The organism is Pseudomonadota bacterium (assembly GCA_038533575.1).
In the GTDB taxonomy this organism is placed as follows: Bacteria; Pseudomonadota; Alphaproteobacteria; order Rhodobacterales; family Rhodobacteraceae; genus Shimia_B.
The window spans coordinates 122,556-138,363 of sequence record JBCAYL010000001.1 but is presented as its reverse complement, the minus strand read 5'-3'; the positions used below and the strand labels follow the sequence as shown (position 1 = coordinate 138,363).

At 63.6% G+C, this 15,808-nt stretch carries 18 protein-coding genes; 16 read left to right on the top strand and 2 right to left on the bottom strand.

Going from position 1 to position 15,808, the window contains the following annotated elements; all coding sequences use genetic code 11:
• Positions 1–870, bottom strand: coding sequence for a lytic transglycosylase domain-containing protein (locus tag AAFM92_00760; protein MEL7298888.1), 870 nt, complete (start codon positions 868–870; stop codon positions 1–3).
• Between the two features lie 367 nt (positions 871–1,237).
• Between AAFM92_00760 and AAFM92_00755 the strand changes: the two genes are divergently transcribed.
• From AAFM92_00755 to AAFM92_00685, 15 genes are all read left to right on the top strand, one after another.
• On the top strand, positions 1,238–1,429 hold the full coding sequence (locus tag AAFM92_00755; protein ID MEL7298887.1) for a hypothetical protein: 192 nt from the start codon (positions 1,238–1,240) through the stop codon (positions 1,427–1,429).
• A 26-nt stretch (positions 1,430–1,455) separates the two neighbouring features.
• The gene (locus AAFM92_00750; GenBank protein MEL7298886.1) at positions 1,456–1,647 is read left to right on the top strand and encodes a hypothetical protein; all 192 of its coding nucleotides are present in this window, start codon (positions 1,456–1,458) and stop codon (positions 1,645–1,647) included.
• A 66-nt stretch (positions 1,648–1,713) separates the two neighbouring features.
• A complete protein-coding gene (locus AAFM92_00745; protein MEL7298885.1) occupies positions 1,714–1,857 on the top strand; it encodes a hypothetical protein in 144 nt (47 codons plus the stop codon).
• Positions 1,858–1,938: 81 nt separating this feature from the next.
• A complete protein-coding gene (locus AAFM92_00740; protein ID MEL7298884.1) occupies positions 1,939–2,154 on the top strand; it encodes a hypothetical protein in 216 nt (71 codons plus the stop codon).
• A 199-nt stretch (positions 2,155–2,353) separates the two neighbouring features.
• On the top strand, positions 2,354–2,548 hold the full coding sequence (locus AAFM92_00735; GenBank protein ID MEL7298883.1) for a hypothetical protein: 195 nt from the start codon (positions 2,354–2,356) through the stop codon (positions 2,546–2,548).
• 131 nt (positions 2,549–2,679) lie between these two features.
• Positions 2,680–3,525, top strand: coding sequence for a Flp pilus assembly protein CpaB (gene cpaB / locus AAFM92_00730; GenBank protein MEL7298882.1), 846 nt, complete (start codon positions 2,680–2,682; stop codon positions 3,523–3,525).
• Positions 3,526–3,699: 174 nt separating this feature from the next.
• Positions 3,700–5,106 carry a type II and III secretion system protein family protein gene (locus AAFM92_00725; GenBank protein MEL7298881.1) on the top strand — a complete coding sequence of 469 codons (1,407 nt, stop codon included), beginning with the start codon at positions 3,700–3,702 and terminating at the stop codon, positions 5,104–5,106.
• A 30-nt stretch (positions 5,107–5,136) separates the two neighbouring features.
• Positions 5,137–5,781 (top strand): OmpA family protein, encoded by a 645-nt coding sequence (locus AAFM92_00720; protein MEL7298880.1) that lies wholly within the window; start codon positions 5,137–5,139, stop codon positions 5,779–5,781.
• Positions 5,782–6,047: 266 nt separating this feature from the next.
• Positions 6,048–7,286, top strand: a complete 1,239-nt coding sequence (locus AAFM92_00715) for an AAA family ATPase (GenBank protein MEL7298879.1) — start codon at positions 6,048–6,050, stop codon at positions 7,284–7,286.
• A 19-nt stretch (positions 7,287–7,305) separates the two neighbouring features.
• Positions 7,306–8,769: a CpaF family protein gene (locus AAFM92_00710; protein MEL7298878.1), complete on the top strand. Its 1,464-nt coding sequence runs from the start codon at positions 7,306–7,308 to the stop codon at positions 8,767–8,769.
• Positions 8,770–8,774: 5 nt separating this feature from the next.
• A complete protein-coding gene (locus AAFM92_00705) occupies positions 8,775–9,743 on the top strand; it encodes a type II secretion system F family protein (protein MEL7298877.1) in 969 nt (322 codons plus the stop codon).
• 15 nt (positions 9,744–9,758) lie between these two features.
• Positions 9,759–10,742 (top strand): type II secretion system F family protein, encoded by a 984-nt coding sequence (locus AAFM92_00700; protein ID MEL7298876.1) that lies wholly within the window; start codon positions 9,759–9,761, stop codon positions 10,740–10,742.
• Between the two features lie 10 nt (positions 10,743–10,752).
• On the top strand, positions 10,753–11,310 hold the full coding sequence (locus AAFM92_00695) for a tetratricopeptide repeat protein (protein MEL7298875.1): 558 nt from the start codon (positions 10,753–10,755) through the stop codon (positions 11,308–11,310).
• A gap of 91 nt (positions 11,311–11,401) precedes the next feature.
• Complete coding sequence (locus AAFM92_00690; GenBank protein ID MEL7298874.1) at positions 11,402–12,256, top strand: tetratricopeptide repeat protein; 855 nt, start codon at positions 11,402–11,404, stop codon at positions 12,254–12,256.
• Positions 12,257–12,258: 2 nt separating this feature from the next.
• A complete protein-coding gene (locus AAFM92_00685) occupies positions 12,259–12,783 on the top strand; it encodes a prepilin peptidase (protein ID MEL7298873.1) in 525 nt (174 codons plus the stop codon).
• On the opposite strand, the gene AAFM92_00680 is transcribed toward AAFM92_00685, so the two are convergent.
• Positions 12,780–14,375 carry a hypothetical protein gene (locus AAFM92_00680; GenBank protein MEL7298872.1) on the bottom strand — a complete coding sequence of 532 codons (1,596 nt, stop codon included), beginning with the start codon at positions 14,373–14,375 and terminating at the stop codon, positions 12,780–12,782. The genes AAFM92_00685 and AAFM92_00680 overlap by 4 nt on opposite strands.
• 119 nt (positions 14,376–14,494) lie before the next feature.
• Between AAFM92_00680 and AAFM92_00675 the strand changes: the two genes are divergently transcribed.
• Entirely contained in the window at positions 14,495–15,805 is a 1,311-nt protein-coding gene (locus AAFM92_00675) for an ATPase (GenBank protein ID MEL7298871.1), read from the top strand.
• Positions 15,806–15,808 lie beyond the last annotated feature (3 nt).

Sequence of the window (15,808 nt, the reverse complement as noted above, 5' to 3'; positions counted from 1 at the left end):
TCATCCCTCCCCGCGCGCGAAGACGCATCCGTCGGTGAGCAGCAGGGGCGGCGTCTGGCAGAGGCCGCGCGCCACGTCATAGGCCGCCAGTACGCGCGGAATGTAGTTGCGCGTCTCCGGATAGGGCGGCACGCCGCCATGGTCCCGCACCGCGCCTTCTCCTGCATTGTAGGCCGCGAGCACGAGAAGCGGGTCGTCGTCGTAGAGACCCATCAGATAGTCGAGAAGAGCCACGCCGCCCTTGATGTTGTCTGCGGCGTCAAACGCATCGGTGACGCCGAACCGATCCGCGGTGGCTGGCATGAGCTGCATGAGGCCCTGCGCACCGGCGCGGCTCACCGCGTCGACATCGCCGGCGCTCTCCACGGAGATGACGGCAAGCACGAGCGCCGGTGAAACGCGCGTTCCCACGGTGGAGCCCAGCATCGTGGCGCCATAGGCATCGGCGATGGTCTGAAGTGACTGGAGGCGCGGCGCTGGCGCGTTGCCTGCGCCCTGAATGGTCTCCAACGCCTCGAAGAGCCGCCCGGCTTCGGCCGCGCTCCGCTCCGTTGCATGCGCCTCCCAAAACCACGGATAGGCGTCATTTGCGCGTGAGGGCGCCGGCGCGGCCGCGGCACGGGTGGCGCCAGCCTCTGCCTCGCTCCCCGTATCTGACGGGGCCGCGGCCTTCGGCGCGATCTGCACCGTGATGAACTTCCGGGTTCCGGAGGCCGGGGGCTTCACGCGCTTGAAGGTGAAATCACGAAACGCGGGCGGGCTCGCCTCCTCCGACGCATCGGCGGCCTCCTGCGCCGCGCAGGCGCCCGCAAACGCGCACCAGAGGCCCAGCGCCCATGGGGCGAGGCTGCTGGAAAAACCATGCATCATCTCACGAGGTCCTGCTCCGCCTCTTCTTGTTGGGCAAAGTCTACAAAAGTTCGGAGTGCCGCGCCAGCATCGGCAATCGATCCGGATTAAATGCTCCGAATACACGGGCATTGGTGCTTTGTCAGTCGACAAAAATCGCGAAAATCTCGCGCTGGAAATAAAAATTAATACATGAAATCAGTGGCTTATTAGAAAAGCGTGGCGGTCGGCTAACTTCTGCAAAATTGCACGAATGCTGCCTAATTCGCGCCCCATTCAAAAGGCCATATGCCGCCATACCCCGACGGGCTTGGGCACAGAGAGGCCGCCCTGTTTTCCCGCCGAGGTGAGTGAAAGAGAGCGAACATCCTCGAGAGGGACTAAGACCATGATGAACTTCTTCAACAAATTCCGCCGTGACGAAGACGGCGCAGTGACCGTCGACTGGGTTGTGCTGACCGCCGCCATCGTCGGCCTCGGCATCGCCGTCCTCACGACCGTTTCCGACGGTGTGGGCGTCATCTCCAACGACATCGAAGCAGAACTGTCCACGATGTCCATCCGCCAGTACTCGTTCTAATCGAACGCAGAGCAAGGATCAGACCAATGATGAACTTCCTCAACAAATTCCGCCGCGACGAAGACGGCGCCGTGACCGTCGACTGGGTCGTGCTGACCGCAGCCATCGTCGGCCTGGGCATCGCAGTCCTCACCACCGTTTCCGACGGCGTGGGCGTGATCTCCAACGACATCGAAGCTGAACTGTCCACGATGTCCATCCGCCAGTACTCGTTCTAATCACTGCCGGGGTGTAGTGGGATGTTCCGAGTGTTCGGTAACTTCTGGAAAGATCAAAAAGGTGCAGTGACCGTCGAATGGGTCGTCCTGTTCACGCTCTGCACCTTCTTGGCCATGGAGATGTTTCTTCACATCCGCCAGGGTGTCCATGAGTTTGCCGACCACGTGCAGACCGATCTGCCGGACTACACCGTCACCCCCTACGAGTGATGCGAGACTGAAAGCCATGGCCGCGCCCGCCCAGGGCGCGACCCAAAGATCCTAGTAATTTGTGCACTACGAGGTGGCCCCGTGAGACTTACCCCCTTCATGCATCGGTTTCTTCGGGACGAAGACGGAGCCGTCACCATTGACTGGGTCGTTCTGACCGCCGCACTCATCGGCCTTTGCCTGTCAATCTTTGTATTCTTCGGAGACGGCGTCGGTGTCGTCGGTGGCGAGGCAAGCGCACATCTCGAAGACATCGGCAGCAAGATCGAGACGGGTACCATCCTCAATCCCTGGTAAACCCGCCGCGCAGATCCCACCGAGAGCCCTGGTCCTGACCGGGGCTTTTTTGATTTCGGCGTGACGACGCGCGCCCCGGCAAAGCCCGACGTTTTCCGAACCAAATCCCTCATTCTGACATTTTTGCGCACGAAACGGACGGCGCAGATCGAGTTACCACGGCCGGGGGGCTGGGTGCGGAGCTTCGAAGGAGATGAAGATGCCGATGTTTCGCCACCAGAAGCCGAAGGGAAGCGCCCTGAGCCTTTCCATGGACTGGATCGTGCTCGCGCTGGGGCTGATTGCACTCGGCGCGGGCGCGGCCGCGCTGATCTTTGATGGCGGCGCCGCCGCGCTGGCCCTGCCCGGCAGCGGCGAGGCCGCGACCGACATCGCGCTTCAGGCGGCCAACTAGCGCTCACCGCGGCCCGCGCGCGCAGAATTTCCGCCCCATGACCACGATTTCGCCTGAATCTCCTGCCATGTGGCAGTCGGAGTAGTCTTAAACGCCGTCAAATGGCGTGAACACGAATTGAGGGTAACGCCATGCGTATGGTTTTCGGACTTGTTCTAATCGTAGGGATCGCCCTCGCCGGGGGCGCTGTCTACATGGCCCAGGGATACATTTCTGAGCACCGCGCCGCGCTCGCCGCCGAGCGTGCATCGAACGTCCCCCTCACCGATCTCATCGTGGCCCGCGAGAGCGTGCAGTACGGCGACGAACTCACCGAAGAGCACATCGCAGTCATGCGCTGGCCCGTGCCGGCCGTGCCGGAGGGCGCGTTCATGACCCCCGACGAGTTCTTCTCCAAGGGCCCGAACGAATTGCGGGTTGCCCTGCGCTCCATCGAGCGCGGTGAGCCCATTCTCGGCGTCAAGGTGACCGAGCCCGGCGAGGGCGCTGGCCTGACGTCGCTTCTTCAACCGGGCATGCGCGCCTTCACCATCCGTGTGGATGCGCAGACCGGCGTGTCCGGCTTCCTACGCCCCGGCGACCGGGTCGACGTGTTCTGGTCTGGCCAGGCGCCCGGCACGGCCCAGCGCCGTGGCGAGGAAATCACGCGCCTTATCGAGCCCGGCATCGAGCTCATCGCCGTGGACCAGAGCTCCACGCCGAGCGAGGCAGAAGTGGCCGTGGCGCGCACCGTCACCGCCCAGGTCTCGCCGCAGCAGGTCGCGCGCCTCGCACAGGCCCAGAATTCCGGCCGCCTGTCGCTCGCCCTCGTGGGCGCGCGGGATGATACGGTCGCCTCCGCCGACGAGGTGAACCAGCGCCTGCTTCTGGGTGTCGAGGAAGAACAGGTCGTCGAAGTGCAGCGCGAAGAGACGTGCTCGATCCGAACCCGCCGCGGCGCGGAAGTGGTTGAAGTGCCGATCCCCTGCACCGACTGATCTTGGAAAAGACGTATGAAAGGCCCCCTCGGGGGCCTTTTTTGTTGCACATAACCAACACGAAGAAAGGCGCTCAAATCATTGATTCTTGCGTCAAAAGCGATTTGAGGGCATGGTTCGTAAAAGTGCGGGCGAAAGATCCGTGAGTTTGAGGCGTGATCGGAGGCAGGTCACATGACATTTAAGACCCTTCTTGCCACAGCAGCGCTGGGGCTTTCTCTTGCATTCTCGGCTCCTGCGAGCCCTGTCGAGGCGGAAACTCTGCGCGTGATGCGCGGGGCGCCGACGACGGCGCTCAACGTGCCCATCAGCCGATCGGTGGTCGTTGAAAGCGACGTGCCCTTCGCGGAGCTGACGATCGCGGATCCCAACATCGCGGACATCTCCACGCTGTCGGATCGCACGATCTATGTGCTGGGCCGCGCCCCGGGGCGGACGTCCCTGACGCTGCTCGGGCCCGATGGCCGGCTCATCACCAACGTGGAAATTCGCGTGGCGCCGGACATCTCCGAATTCAAGGAGCGTCTGCAGCAGATCCTGCCCAACGAGGGCATCGAAGTGCGCACCGCCAATGACGGCATCGTCCTTTCGGGCGCAGTGAGCTCCATCGCGCGGATGGATCGCGCCCTTGATCTCGCGCAGCGCTACGCACCGGGCCGGGTGTCCAACCTCATGGTCGTGGGCGGCAATCACCAGGTCATGTTGAAAGTGCGCTTTGCCGAAATGAGCCGCTCGGTGGCCAAATCCCTGGACGGCGGCCTCGTCGCCCAGGATGAAGGCTCCATCATCTCCGGTGGCGGCACCGGCGGCATCGCACAGAACGAAGACGGCCAGTTCGTGAGCATCTTCGCCCAGGCCGCGAACGCGGCGGGCGCGGCGATCTTCGGCTTCGACATCGATAGCCTGCGCATCGACATTCTGCTTGAGGCACTGGAGACCAAAGGCTTCGTGCGCACCCTCGCCGAGCCCAACCTCGTTGCGCTTTCGGGCCAGGAAGCCACCTTCCTCGCCGGCGGCGAATACCCGGTGCCAGTGGCCCAAGGCGAAGGCGAAATCTCCATTGAATACAAGCCCTTCGGCATCGAGCTCAACTTCACGCCCCGGGTCGTGGACGGCGACACGATCAATATCGCCATGCGCGCGGCCGTGAGTGCCATCGACAGCTCGAACGGGATCACGTCGGGCGCCTTCACCATCGACGCCTTCTCGCGCCGCGAGACCTCCACGACCGTGGAGATGCGCGACGGTGAGAGCTTCGCCATCGCGGGCCTGCTCGAAGACGACTTCACCGACATCACCAGCCAGGTGCCGTGGCTGGGCGATATCCCGATCCTTGGGTCACTCTTCCGCTCCGCCTCCTTCACGCGCGACCAATCCGAGCTCGTGATCATCGTGACGGCGCACCTCGTGAGCCCGGTGCAGGGCGATGTGCTCGCGCTGCCGACGGACCGCGTGGCGATCCCTTCGGAGCGTGACCTCTTCCTCTTCGGTCGGGTCACTGGGAGCACGCCCTCGGTCGGCGCCGCGGCGGAAGTTGCCAAACAGGACTTCAGCGGTTCCTATGGCTATGTTCTTGATTAACCACGCAATCGCAAAGAGCGGAGACGGCCCATGAAACACGTAGCAGCAGCCATCGCCAGCCTGGCATTGCTGACGGCCTGTGCCTCGCCGCAGCAGTTCGCCAACTTCAACGCCCGCGAGGCGGGCGCGCCCCTCGACGAAGGCGGTTTCGGGAACCCGACGGTCAACAACATGCTTGTCATGACCGGCCAGAGATCGGCAGCCGTGGACCTCGGCGCGCGCTTTGCCTCGCAGGTGCCCACGACGATCAACTTCGCGTTCAACTCCACGGCCCTCGACGCCACGGCGCGCGCAGTGCTCATGGAGCAGGCGAACTTCATCCGGCAATTCCCGGAAGTGCGCTTCCGCGTCTTTGGTCACACCGATGCCGTGGGCTCGAACGCCTACAACAAGCGCTTGGGGCTCGCCCGTGCCAACGCGGCGGTCCGCTTCCTGAGCCAGCAGGGCATCGAGCGCTCGCGCCTCGAGGCGGTGGTGAGCTTCGGTGAGACCCAGCCGATCGTGGCCACCGAGGATCGCGAGCGCCGCAACCGCCGCACCGTGACGGAAGTGTCGGGCTTCGTGCAGTCCCACCCCACCGTCATGCAGGGCAAATACGCCGAGGTCGTCTTCCGCGAATACGTGGAGAGCGCGACCGAGGACACCACCGTCGCGGACGTGGTCGCAGATCAGTAAAACAAGGCCTTTGAGCCTCGGCAGGCCGCGATCTCATCGCGGCCCGCTTTCGTTTAAGAGCGGCGTTTCATCGCGCGGTTTGCCGCAAATCTCCACGACATTACTGAATTCCAGCCCAATTCTCGCCCCCTTTCCCCGCCACCCCTAGATGCAGGGAAAAGTACGCATCCAACCGGATGCACACTTTGTGGGGCAGATCATGTGAAGGGCATTGGGCCCGGACCTCCGCCCCTTTGAAGGCCGAAAGGCGAAAAAGGCAGGTCGCGATGAGCAGCGTGATGTTACAACCCGAACCACAGCCCTTGGTGGCGTGCACGATCAGTCGTGATGTCCAGAATTTCGATCTTCTGATCGAGGACATGGAGACGGCCCTGGGCGAACGGTGGGGAGATCTCGGATTCACCGAGGCCCTCGCCTTCTTTGAACAACCCGACGCGGAAGCGCTCGAATTCGTGGCCATCGCGCTCGACGAGCAGGACCAGGAACAACTCCACGTCATCACCGATATCGTGATGTCGGCGGCCACGAAGGGGATCAAGACGATCCTCGTGGCAGAGGATCTCTCCACGGCGACGCTCCACCAGCTGCTCAGGAACGGCGCCAACGAGTTCATCCCCTACCCGCTTCCGGAAGGCGAGCTGGCCCATGCCATCGAACGCCTCAAGCAACCGGAGCCCGAGGCCCTGCCGCCCGAGGAAATGCGCAACACGCTCAAGGCCACCGGTGACCGGCAGGCGGCGATCTTCGCCGTGCACGGGATCGCCGGCGGCTCCGGCTCCTCGACCCTGGCCACGAACCTCGCCTGGGAGCTTGCCAACATCGACAAGAAGAACCCGCCGCGGGTCTGCCTGATCGATCTCGATCTGCAATTCGGCAGCGCGTCGACCTTCCTCGACCTGCCCCGCCGGGACGCGGTCCTCGAGATGCTGCAGGACACCGAGAGCATGGACAGCGAAAGCTTCATGGCCGCGCTTCTGACGTACCATGACCGGCTCCATGTCCTGACGGCGCCCTCCGACATGGTGCCGCTCGACCTGATCACGCCCGAGGACATCGAGCGCATCATGGACATGGCGGCGGCGAACTTCGACTACATCATCGTCGACATGCCGAGCTCCCTCGTGAGCTGGACCGAGACGGTGCTGACCTTTGCCCATGTCTACTTCTGCACGCTCGAGCTCGATATGCGCTCGGCTCAGAATGCGATGCGCCTCAAGAAGGCCCTCCAGGCGGAGGAATTGCCCTTCGAGAAGATCCGCTTCGCGCTCAACCATGCGCCGAAGATGATGGATCTCGCAGGCAAGGCACGGATCAAGCGCATGTGCGAGAGCCTGAGCATCTCCATCGACATCCAGCTCCCAGACGGCGGGGCCCAGGTCACCCAGGCGGGCGACCACGGGGTGCCGCTCGCGGAAGCGGCGGGCAAGAGCCCGCTCCGCAAGGAGATCCAGAAACTCGCCGCGTCGCTCCACGACATCAACCAATCCGACGCCGAGGCGGCGTAGGGCTCCAGGAGGCACTACCATGTTCTCGCGTTACAAGAAGGACGATAAGGGGGACGCTGTCCCCGCTGCCGTGGCCGCGAAAGCGCCGGCCGCCAAGGAGCCTGAGCCGCGCCCGACGACGAAATCCGTCGTCGACGCCCAGCGCAAGATCCGCAAGGAGCAGCCCAAGAAATCGGCCCAGGCCGCACCGCTCGACAAGGAAGCGCGCCGCAAGGAGCGTCTCTCCGAGATTAAGCTCGAGCTGCACAAGTCGCTCCTCGACAACCTCAATCTCGCCGCCATCGAGACGGCGACCGAGAACGACCTGCGCCAGGAAATCCAGGCCATCGTGAGCGAAAGCCTCACGGAGATGGAGGTCGTGCTGAACCGCGAAGAGCGGCAGACGCTGAACCAGGATCTCTATGACGAAGTGAAGGGCCTCGGCCCCATCGAGCCGCTCCTGAAGGACGAGGACGTCAACGATATCCTCATCAACGGCCCGAAGCAGATCTTCGTGGAACGCAAGGGCAAGCTCGCGCTCTCCGACATCACCTTCAAGGACGAGCGCCACCTGCTCCGCATCATCGACAAGATCGTGAGCGCCGTGGGCCGCCGGGTCGATGAATCGAACCCCTACGTGGACGCCCGTCTGCAGGACGGCTCCCGCTTCAACGCCATGGTGCCACCGGTGGCCGTGGACGGCTCGCTCGTCTCCATTCGTAAGTTCAAGAAGGACAAGCTGGCGATCAACGACCTCGTCACCTTCGGCGCCTTCACAGAGGAGATGGCCGCCTATCTCGAGGCAGCCGTCGCCACCCGGCTCAACGTGATCGTGTCGGGCGGTACCGGTTCTGGTAAGACGACCACGCTCAACGCACTGTCGTCCTTCATCGATGACAGTGAGCGGATCCTCACGATCGAGGACACCGCCGAACTGCAGCTCCAGCAGACTCATGTGGGCCGCATGGAAAGCCGCCCCGCCAACGTCGAAGGCAAAGGCGCGGTGACCCAGCGAGACTGTCTGAGAAACGCGCTGCGGATGCGGCCGGACCGGATCATCGTGGGTGAGACGCGGGGCGAGGAGGTCATCGACATGCTCCAAGCCATGAATACCGGCCACGATGGATCGATGACGACGATCCATGCCAACTCCGCCCGCGACGGCGTGAGCCGTCTGGAAAACATGGTCGCCATGGCTGGCATCGAGATGCCGATCAAGGCCGTGCGCTCCCAGATCGCCTCGGCCGTGAACCTCATCGTGCAGGCCTCGCGCCTCCAGGACGGTTCGCGCCGCATGGTCTCGATCACGGAAGTGACGGGCATGGAAGGCGACGTGATCTCCATGCAGGAGATCTTCCGCTACCAGCGCACGGGGCTCACGCCCGACAACAAGATCATCGGCCACTTCACGGCCACCGGTGTGCGCTCGCACTATTCCGAGCGCTTCAAGATGTGGGGCTACGACCTGCCGCCGTCTCTCTTTGAACCAGTTGTTGCAGGATAAAGCCCATGTCCATCGGTATCGAACCGTTCATCTATGGCCTGATCTTCGTGGGCGTGCTCGTCCTCGTGGAAGGGCTTTATCTCACCGCCTTCGGCAAATCGATCTCGCTCAACAACAAGATCAATCGCCGTCTCGACATGATGAAGAACGGCGCGGGCCGCGAGGACGTGATGGAGCAGCTCCGAAAGGAGATGAACCAACACCTCGCCGCCCGGAAGATGCCGCTCTACTCGCTCCTGGCCGACAAGGCTCAAAAGGGCGGGATCGCGTTCACCCCCTCGCAGCTCGTCATGGTGATGGGCCTTTTGTGCGTCGTGGCCTTCATCGGGCTCACCGTGGGCACGGCCACGGACCTGCCGATCCGCATCGGCGCAGCCCTCGTCATCGGCGTGGGCGGCGTGTTCCTGTGGGTGTCGAACAAGGCCAAGAAGCGCATGGCGCTCATCGAGGAGCAGCTTCCTGACGCGGTCGAGCTCATGGTGCGCAGCTTGCGCGTCGGTCACCCGTTCTCCTCGGCGCTCACGATCGTGGCCAAGGAGGTCCCCGATCCGCTCGCATCCGAATTCGGCGTCATCTCCGACGAAAGCGCCTATGGCCGCGACGTGGGCGAAGCGCTCAAGCACATGGCCGAGCGCCTCGACATGCAGGACCTGCGCTTTCTCGCGGTTGCCGTGACGATCCAGCAGACCTCCGGTGGTAACCTCGCCGAAGTGCTCGCGGGCCTCGCCAAGGTCATCCGCTCGCGCTTCAAGCTTTTCCGCCGCGTGAAGGCGATCACGGCCGAGGCGAAATGGTCGGGCAAGTTCCTCTCGGGCTTCCCGTTCCTGGCGCTCATCATGATCAACATCATTCAGCCCAACTACTACGATGAAGTCATGGAGAAGCCCGTCTTCATCCCTGCCTGCCTCGTGGTGGCCGGCTTCCTCGTCGCCAACCTGTTCGTGATGAAGAACCTCACGAACATCAAAGTGTAAGAAGGGCCAAGGCTTATGGCTGCCATCACGGGTATCATCGAGTCCCTGGGTCCCTTCGGCCCGATCATCCTCCTCGGCGTGGGCGGGGCGATCCTCGTCCTGGCCGCGATCATCATGATCATGCGCCAGCCCGAGGATCCCTATTCGAAGCTGTCGAAGTCTTCGAAGCCCCAGAAGGGCCCGAAGAAGGACGCGCTGCGCTATGGCGCGAGCAACGACAAGCTGCAGAAATACTCTCAGTTCCTCGAACCCCAGGACGCCGAGGAATTCTCGGCCGTAAAACTGCGCCTGACCCAGGCGGGCTACCGCGGCAAGAACGCGGTGCGCATCTACCACTTCGCGCAATTCGCGCTCGGAACGCTGCTTCTCGTGCTCGGTGCGATCTTCGTGATCGTGCAGAACGCCACGCAGGAAGAGGTGACCATCCAGCAGATGCTCATCACCGGCCTTCTGCCGGGGATCGTTGGCTACCTGATCCCGAAATACTGGGTCACCAAGCGTCTTCAGGCGCGACAGGAAGAGATCGAGAACGGCTTTCCTGACGCGCTCGACATGATGCTCGTCTGCGTGGAAGCCGGCCAGTCCCTCGACCAGTCCATCATCCGCGTGAGCCGCGAGATCGCCGCGGGCTTCCCCGCGCTGGCCGAGGAATTCGCCATCGTGGCCCACGAGATGAAGGCCGGTAAGGACAAGACCACCGTCCTCAAGGACATGTCCGAACGCGCGGGCGTGGGCGATGTGGGCTCGTTCGTGACCGTTCTCATCCAATCGCAGCAATTCGGTACATCCATCGCCGAAGCGCTCCGCGTCTACGCCGCGGAAATGCGTGACAAACGGGTGATGCGCGCCGAGGAAAAAGCGAATAAACTGCCGACCAAAATGACACTGGCAACGATGATGCTCACCGTGCCGCCATTGCTCATCATTCTGATCGGCCCCTCGGTCTACGAGATCTACGAGATGCTTCAGAATGGCGGCGCCGGGGTACGGCAGTACTGAGCAGGAGCAGATGAAACACATAGCCGCCCTTTGCGCGCTCCTTTTGACGGCCGCCTGTTCATCGGGCGGCCTCATCGCGCCTGAAGAAAGCCCCTTTGCCCCCTACCCCGCGGCAGACGGAGAACGCGCGATCTCGGAGATGGAACTGGGGCACCGCCTCATGGCCGCCGATGAGTACGAGCTTGCGCTGCGGGCGTTCACGCGGGCCGCGGGCGAGGAAGGGCTTACCCCCGACGTGCTCCTCGCGCTCGGCTCCGCCAATCTGGGCCTCGGCCGCCTCGGACAGGCAGAACGCCAGCTTCGTCAGGCACGATCGAAGGACGAGACCTCGCCCGACATCGCCAATAACCTCGGCGTCGTACTCATGGAGCGCGGCAAAACTGTTGAAGCCGCGCAACTCTTTCGCGCGGCCTTCGCGCTCGACAGCGGAAACAGCGTCGAGATTCGCGATAACCTGCGCAAAGCGCTCGCAAAAATGGACGACCCGCGTTATAACGAGAGCGAAGAAGAGGCCTTTCAATTGGTCCGTCGGGGCAGCGCAGATTACCTGATCACCGACAACCCGTAGAATGCGAGGCCCGCGCCCGCCAACGAGGCGCACGGATTGAGGTTCCTGACGGGGGCAGAGACGCCCGCGGGACAAGAGCAGGAGAATGCCGATGCGTCGGATTGCGATGGCCGTGGTGCCCTTTGCCCTCTTGGTTTCGGGCTGCGAAAGCCTGCAAGGCGGGACGGAAGTCGAACGGGCCATGAAGGCCGTCAACGTCATCGACGAAAACAATCTCAACGACGTCATGCTCACCGTCGCCGACCCCAATGAGGGCGTCGACTACTTCGCACGCGCGCTCCGCGAGGAGCCTGACCGGCTCGATCTCCAGCGCGGTCTCGCCACCTCGCTCACCCGCGCCAAGCGCGTCCGCGAGGCGCTCGACGCGTGGCAGGAGGTGGGGAAGCATCCCGATGCGACCTCGGAAGATCAGGTGGACCTCGCCGATGCCTACATCCGCAACGGCGAATGGCAGGAAGCGCAGGCGACGCTGAACGCGGTGCCGCCGACCTTCGAGACCTACAAGCGCTACCGCCTCGAGGCCATGGTCGCAGACAGCAACCAGGATTGGGACAGGGCCGACAGCTTCTACGAGACGGCCGCCGGGCTCACGACCAAGCCCTCGAGCGTGCTCAACAACTGGGGCTATTCCAAGCTCACGCGGGGCGATTTCGCAGACGCGGAAGTGCTCTTTACCGATGCGATCCGGCAGGACCCGTCGCTCTTCACGGCCAAGAACAACCTCGTCCTGGCCCGCGGGGCGCAGCGCAAATACGACCTGCCCGTCGTGCGCATGTCGCAGGTGGAGCGCGCGCAGCTCCTGCACACCATGGCACTTTCGGCCATCAAGCAGGGCGACGTCACGACCGGGCGCGGGCTTCTGCGCGAGGCCATCGACACCCATCCGCAGCACTTCGAGGCCGCCGTCCGCTCGCTTCGCGCGCTTGAAGCGAACGTCACGAACTAGGCATGGTCATCCCCCCATGGGAGCTCTTCGCGCTTCTTGATCCCGCCTACCCGCCGTTCGCCGCGCTGGTCTTTCTCGCCATGGCCGTGCCCGTCTGGCTCTACATGGCGTGGGATGACATGGCGAAGCTCAAGATCCGCAACGGTCTAGTACTCTTCGTTTTCGGGGTGTTCGTGGTGCTCGGGCCGCTTTTGCTGCCTCTGGATGTCTATTTCTGGCAGCTCGTACAGGCGGCCATCGTCTTCGTCGCGATCCTCGTGCTCTACGCCGCGGGCACAATGGGGGGCGGAGACGCGAAGTTTATCGCCGCATCGAGCCCCTATTTCATGCGCGAAGACACGACGCTGATCATCGTCCTCTTCACGGCCTGCGCCATCGCCGCCATTGTGACCCACCGCCTCGCGCGCCGCCTCGGCGCCCAAAGTGCGGTGCCCGACTGGGCCTCTTGGACGTCCGGCAAGCGCTTCCCGCTCGGCTTCGCCCTCGGCGGGGTCCTCTCGATCTACCTCGCGCTCGCCGCGTTCTAGCGGGCGTAAAGCACGTAGAGCGGACGATCGGCGACCTGCGTGAGCTCCGCTTCTTCTAGCGACCCGGCGATCTGGGCGAAGCTCTCGCTCCGCACCGGGCAGGTGGGCAACAGCACGAACTCCGCCGACCCAAAGCCGGGCAGCCCATCATAATGCCACGGAGCGCCGCCCTCGAGCGGAGGGTGCGCACCAAAGAGCCAAAGCGGATTGAGGATATCCATCATGAAGATCGGTGCGCCCTGCGCGAGGTCCTGCGCGGCGAGATCCTGCGCGATGCTGGCGAAATAGGCGGCGCTCCCGCTGGCGGCGCAGCGCTCCCACGTCCGGCCCTTGAAGTCGACCGTCTCGGCGATCTCTGCGCCCTCTTCGCCGGTGTCTTCCGCGGTGAGCACGGGCGCCGCGCCACGGCCGAGCGCCGTCTCGGCATTGAGGATGTTGGCGCGCTGACCGAGGAAGACGAGGTCCTGGTGGAGATCGCTGCCCATGAGTGCCGGCACGTAACGATCCCGGTCGATGAAGGCATGCCGGAACGGGCTCATGCCCAGATTGACGACACTCGAGGCAATCATGGCCGCCAGCGCCACCGCGCCCAGCGTCACGATCCGCTCGGGCCGTTCTTCCTGCAACTGCCCGGCCCAGACGCCGAGCAGAAGCGCGAGGAATGCGAGCCAGATCGGATCGTTGCCGAAATTCTGGTAGGTGATGTAAGTCCCTGCCACGAAGAACATGAGCGTGAAGAGCCCCTCGCTCTCGAAGCCCGCCCGGCGCAGCGTCATGAGCATGAAAAAGGCCACGACCGTCCCGGCGACGTAGCCCGCCCCGACGATGAGCTGCGTGAGCGGCAGCCCCGGCTGCGGGCGCACCTCGGAGCCCGCGACGGCCAAGAGGTCACCCAGATAGGCCAGCCAGTACTCGACCCCGAGCACGGCCGTGAGACCGGCCGCGACGGCGAGCCCGGTGGCAAGCCCGATCGCGAGCACCATACGCTGACCGGTCAGGATCGCCATGATGATCACGATGGGCGCGATGGCGGCGAAATAGGTGACCTTGATCATGAGGAGCGCGGCCATGCCGGCGCCCAGGATCACGCCTTCGAGCGCCGCGGGCCTGCCCTCGCTCGGGATCGCGACAATGGTGAGGACAAGAAACGTCACCCCCCAGGCCCATCGATTGTAGTGCATCGAGACCGAGACGGCGACGTCATCGGTCCCGTGCATGAGCGCCATGACGGTGACGATCGAGAGCGCGCCGAAGGCCAGCGCCCAGGGCCATGCCATGCGTGCCACGGCGACCCAGGTGGCCGCGAGCGCGAGGAGCGCCCCGAGCACGACCTGCGCAACGATGAAGGCCTGCCCCATGGACAGACCCGCCCCCACGAGAACCGAGATCGGCCAGAACGCGCCCGCCCCGATGGGCGTCATGAAATCGAGATGAGGGAGCTGCCCACGCGCCATTCGCTCCACGATATCAATGAGATGCATCGTGTCGCCTTCGTGCTGGCTCACCGCAAGCCCGCCTGGCCAGAGGAGGGCCAGCGCCCATACGAGCCACAGCACGGAGACCGCGCCCAGCGCTTTCAGAGTTCCGCTCATCATACCTCTCCCGCTTCGTATCGCGCGGTTCCGTGCCACGATATCAGAGCAGTCATGCCCAAGAAATGCCGAACTTGCTCTCTACCCGGGCAAGCAATCGATATTGAGGGTGGCTACCGATGAACATGCAGGTTTCCAACGTCATGGCACCCCCGGCCCCGAAGCGGCTGGAGGACATGCAGCTTTCGATGGTCATGATGCGGGACGTCCTGCTCAAGACCATCTTCCGGAAGAACCTCGATACCGTAACGGAGATCTCAGAGGCGATCTGCCTCCCCGTACCGGTCGTCCAGGAGCTTGTGGACCTCTGCCGGACCCAGAAGCTCCTCGAGGCCACCGGTACGCTTAATGCGAATTCGGGTAACGAGATGGGCTACCAGCTCACCGATGCCGGCCGCGGCCGCACGGCGGACGCGCTCGAGCAGTCGGAGTATTACGGCGCCATGCCCGTGCCGCTCGATGTCTATGCCGAGCAGGTCAAAAGGCAGTCGATCCGCAATATCCAGGTCACGAAGGACCAGCTCCTCGGCGCCATGGGCCACCTCATCCTGCCCGACGATCTCCTCGATCAGCTCGGGCCCGCCGTCTCCGCCGGGCGCTCCTGCCTCATGTACGGGCCCCCGGGCAACGGTAAGTCGTCGATCTCCAACGGGATCCGGGACGCCATGGGAGACAAGATCTACATCCCGCGCGCCATCGAATATGCAGGCCAGGTCATCACCGTCTACGACCCCATCGTCCACACGAAGGCCGAGGCGGAGGTCGATGACCCCAACAGCCTGCGCCGCACAGCGAACCGCTTTGACACGCGCTATGTCCGCTGCGACCGCCCCACCGTGATCACCGGCGGTGAGCTCAGCCTCGACATGCTCGATCTGGTCTACAACCCCACCGCGCGCACCTATCAGGCGCCGCTCCAGCTCAAGAGCTCCGGCGGCATCTTCATCGTGGACGACCTCGGCCGCCAGGAAGAACCGCCGCAGAAGCTCGTGAACCGCTGGATCGTTCCGCTGGAAGAAAGCCGCGACATCCTCGCGCTGCAATCGGGCGAGAAGTTCGAGGTGCCCTTCGACACGCTCGTGATCTTCTCGACGAACTTCCACCCCAACGAGATCTTCGACAAAGCCGCCCTTCGCCGGATCTTCTACAAGATCAAGATCGACGGCCCGAACCAGGAGAACTTCCTCAAGATCTTCGCGCTCGTGGCCAAGAAGAAGGGCATGCCTCTGGATGAGGAGGCGCTGATCTATCTTCTCGGCGAGAAGTACCCGCTGATCGACAACATCTACGCCAACTACCAGCCGGTCTTCCTCATCGACCAGATGATTTCCATCTGCGAGTTCGAGGGCATCCCCTACCAGATGCGCCCCGATCTCATCGACAGGGCATGGGCGAACATGTTCGTGCGCGAGGAGCATATCGAGCACTAGCGC